The 4,520-nt window shown below is 47.8% G+C and carries 2 protein-coding genes and 1 pseudogene; 2 read left to right on the forward strand and 1 reads right to left on the reverse strand.

What is annotated here, in order from left to right; genetic code table 11:
- The coding region (gene ompC / locus KQJ19_RS22420; RefSeq protein WP_216404181.1) for a porin OmpC at window positions 1-975 on the reverse strand (975 nt) is incomplete at its 3' end.
- Between the two features lie 738 nt (window positions 976-1,713).
- Between ompC and rcsD the strand changes: the two genes are divergently transcribed.
- Both rcsD and KQJ19_RS22430 read left to right on the forward strand, forming a co-directional pair.
- Window positions 1,714-4,383 carry a phosphotransferase RcsD gene (gene rcsD, locus KQJ19_RS22425; RefSeq protein ID WP_016157016.1) on the forward strand — a complete coding sequence of 890 codons (2,670 nt, stop codon included), beginning with the start codon at window positions 1,714-1,716 and terminating at the stop codon, window positions 4,381-4,383.
- 16 nt (window positions 4,384-4,399) lie between these two features.
- Window positions 4,400-4,520, forward strand: a pseudogene (locus tag KQJ19_RS22430) (DNA-binding response regulator); the annotation flags it as partial.

Consider the following 4,520-nt stretch of genomic DNA (forward strand, 5'->3'; position numbering starts at 1 on the left):
GTAGTAGGTCGCGCCAACATCAACATATTTCAGGATATCCTGGTCGCCGTAACCATTGTTCAGGTCTTTACCTTTGGACTGCAGGTAAGCCACGGACGGACGCAGACCGAAGTCGAACTGGTACTGCGCAACAGCTTCAAAGTTCTGTGCTTTGTTAGCCCAGCCCAGGTTGCCCGCACGCGTTGCGTTGTAGGTCTGGGTGTACTGTGCTGCCAGGTAAACGTTATTCGCGTCGTATTTCAGACCGCCAGTGTAGGTTTCAGCACGGTCACCGGTACCGAAGTTCAGACGGTTCTGCTCGTCAGTACGTTTGGAGCTGGTGACTGCAGTACCCAGCGCGAAGCCTTCACCGATATCATAAGTGATAGATCCGCCAACGCCGTCGCCATTCTGACTCAGCGCATCACGACCGTTGCCGGTCACACCAGTCATACCTTCGCCTTCCGGGCTACCGTTTTTACCCTGGTACTGCAGGGCAAAGTTCAGGCCATCAACCAGACCGAAGAAGTCGGTGTTACGATAGGTCGCGAAGCCGTTACCACGCTGCTGCATGAAGTTGTCAGAACCGTAGGTGTCGCCGCCGAATTCCGGCAGAACGTCGGTCCAGGACGTTACGTCGTAAACTACGCCATAGTTACGACCGTAGTCGAAAGATCCTACGTCAGCGAATTTCAGACCTGCAAACGCCACACGGGTCCAGGAGTTGTTTTCGTTTTCAGAGGAGTTACCCTGAATCTGGTATTCCCACTGGCCGTAACCGGTCAGTTGGTCGTTAACCTGGGTTTCGCCTTTGAAGCCGATACGCATATAGGTCTGATCGCCATCTTTAGTGGAGTCATCAGAGAAATAGTGCAGACCGTCTACTTTACCGTACAGGTCTAATTTGTTGCCGTCTTTGTTATAAATTTCAGCCGCATTTGCTGCGCCTGCTACCAGCAGTGCTGGTACCAGGAGGGACAGTACTTTAACTTTCATGTTATTAACCCTCTGTTATATGCCTTTATTGCTTTTTTATGCCACTGCATACTGATTAAGCTCATTAACCAGTCGGCAACTTCATTCTCCGCAAAAACACAGAATAATCCAACACGAATATGATACTAAAACTTTTAAGGTGTTTCATTTATCTGCATAGATGTTTCAAAATATTAATACGAGGGAACTTTTTTAAAATCAAAAAACAGGCAAAATAAGCACAAATAATCAAGAACTATTTTAATTAAATTTAAAATCAATAGGTTACATCGAAAATAGTTATAGCACTGAATGACAAAACAAAATCTTCACTCGCAACTAAAATAGACCCGCTATCATCATTAACTTTATTTATTACCGTCATTCATTCATGAATGTCTGTTTACCCCTATTTCAACCGAATGCTTCGCGTTCGGTTTTTTTTTACCCTTCTTTACACAAAACTTACCGTTCTGTGCTACCGATGCAAAACTATAACAACTATTAACTATCTCATTGCGTCGTATTCAGATATAAATCTGATTAATAATTTCTTGTTATTTAATGCTAAATGTATACATTCCGTACAAATATTTGTACCCGCCTTTATCCACTGTACACCTTTGCATTGTGATGGCTGCAACAGAATGGAGCGTAAAAAATGCGGGCCATCCGGCGTGGTGTAAGTGTGGCAATTCATATATTACCCTTTATACTGCCCCATCATCTTTCGCGTCGTTTAACAGGTCATAAACACGAATGAGTCAGTCTGACACAACGGCTTCTACCCGATTCTCCCTGCTACCGGGAAGTATTACCCGTTTCTTCTTATTACTGATCGTTGTGCTGTTGGTGATGATGGGCGTTATGGTCCAGAGCGCCGTCAACACCTGGTTAAAGGATAAGAGCTATCAGATTGTCGATATCACCCATGCCATTCATAAAAGGGTCGATACCTGGCGATACGTGACCTGGCAAATCTATGACAATATTGCCGCCACGGCCAGTTCACCTGGTGCAGAAGGACTGCAGGAAACGCGTCTGAAACAAGACGTCTATTATCTTGAGAAACCGCGCAGAAAGACCGAGGCGTTGATTTTCGGTTCCCATGACAGTTCTACGCTGGAGATGACCCAACGCATCTCAACCTATCTTGATACGCTGTGGGGCGCGGAAAATGTTCCGTGGTCTATGTATTACCTGAATGGTCAGGACAATAGCCTGATCCTTATCTCAACGTTGCCGCTAAAAGATCTGACTTCCGGTTTTAAAGAGTCGACGATTGGTAATATTGTCGATTCACGGCGCGCGGAAATGTTACAACAGGCCAATGCGCTGGATGAACGTGAAAGCTTCTCTTCACTGCGCCGTCTGGCGTGGCAGAACGGGCATTACTTCACGCTACGCACGACCTTTAATCAGCCTGGACATCTGGCAACGGTTGTCGCCTTTGACCTGCCGATTAATGACTTGATCCCACCCGGCATGCCGCTGGACAGCTTCCATCTGGTTCCAGATGCCACGTCAACAACTGAGCATCTGAATGAAAAAGAGTCGCCTGACAGCGTCAGCATTAATTTCAACAACAGTAAAATTGAGATCTCTTCGGCGCTAAATTCAACGGATATGCGACTGGTGTGGCAGGTTCCGTTTGGCTCATTGCTGCTCGACACCTTGCAAAGCATTCTTCTGCCGCTATTACTCAACATTGCTTTGTTGGCCCTGGCGCTGTTTGGCTATACCACCTTTCGCCACCTCCCTGCCCGTTCCACCGAAGTGGCACCAAACCTTGCGGCAAATAATGAACTGCGTGTTCTGCGCGCCATCAATGAAGAGATTGTTTCTTTGCTGCCTCTGGGCTTGCTGGTGCACGATCAAGAAGCAAACCGCACGGTTATCAGCAATAAAATTGCCGACCACCTGCTACCGCATTTAAATTTGCAAAACATTACCAGTATGGCGGAGCAGCATCAGGGGGTGATTCAGGCCACCATCAATAATGAGCTGTATGAGATCCGGCTGTTCCGTAGCCAGATCTCATCGAGAACGCAGATCTTTATTATTCGTGACCAGGACCGCGAAGTGCTGGTTAATAAGAAGCTGAAGCAAGCGCAGCGACTGTATGAGAAAAACCAGCAGGCCCGGGCGGCCTTTATGCAGAATATCGGCAGCGCACTGAAAGACCCGGCGAAAACACTTGCCGCTAATGCTGCCGCACTGAATAGCCCGGACAGCCAGAAACTGGCCAATCAGGCAGACGTTCTGGTGCGTATGGTAGATGAAATACAGTTGGCCAACCTGCTGGAAAGCGACGCCTGGAAAAGTGAATCGACGCTGTTTTCCGTGCAGTCGTTAATTGATGACGTGGTTCCGGAGGTTCTGCCAGCCATTAAACGTAAAGGGCTGCAGCTACTGATTAAAAATCACCTTAGCGCCCATGATGAACGCCGCGGCGACCGCGATGCCCTGCGCCGTATTTTGCTGTTGCTGATCCAATATGCGGTAACCACCACGCAAATTGGCAAAATCACGCTGGAAGTCGACCAGGATGAGTCGGAGACTGAACGCCTGACCTTCCGCATACTGGATACCGGGCAAGGTGTCACGTTGAATGAAGTTGATAACCTGCACTTCCCGTTCATCAATGACACCCAAGGCGATCGGTATAGCAAGGCCAACCCGCTGACGTTCTGGTTATGCGATCAGCTCGCCCGCAAGCTAGGTGGACATCTGAACATTAAAGCGCGGGAAGAACTTGGAACACGTTATATAGTCCATGTTAAAATGCCGCTGCACGATCAACATGCTGAAAGTGAAGAGCGTTTGTTAGATGACGTCTGCATAATGGTTGATGTCACCTCTAATGACGTACGCAGCATCGTATTACGCCAACTGGAGAACTGGGGAGCAACCTGCATCACGCCTGATGAGCGGTTGAATAGTCAAGAATATGATCTCTTTTTAACAGATAATCCGTCTAATCTTACTGCCTCAGGCCTTCTTTTAAGCGATGATGAGTCTGGCGTGCGGAAAATTGGCCCTGGTCAGTTGCGCGTCAACTTTAATATGAGCAATGCTATGCAGGAAGCTGTCCTCGAGCTGATAGAAGAGCAGCTGGCACAAGAAGAGATCCAGGAACTCCCCCTCGGCGGAGATGAAAACGCCGAACTTCATGCCAGTGGTTACTATGCACTCTTTGTAGACACAGTACCGGATGATGTTAAGAGGTTGTATACTGAGGCAGCAACCAGCGATTTCGCTGCGTTAGCCCAAACGGCCCATCGCCTGAAAGGCGTGTTTGCCATGCTTAATCTGGTACCCGGCAAGCAGTTATGTGAAGCGCTGGAACATCTTATTCAAGAGAAAGATGCTCCAGGTATAGAAAAATACATCAGCGACATTGACGATTACGTCAAGAGCTTGCTGTAGCAAGGTAGCCCAATACATGAACACTATGAACGTAATTATTGCCGATGACCACCCGATTGTACTGTTCGGTATTCGTAAATCACTTGAGCAAATCGAGTGGGTAAACGTTGTCGGCGAATTTGAAGACTCCACTGCAC

The organism is Citrobacter sp. S46_ASV_140, from assembly GCF_018919545.1.
In the GTDB taxonomy this organism is placed as follows: Bacteria; Pseudomonadota; Gammaproteobacteria; order Enterobacterales; family Enterobacteriaceae; genus Citrobacter; species Citrobacter braakii.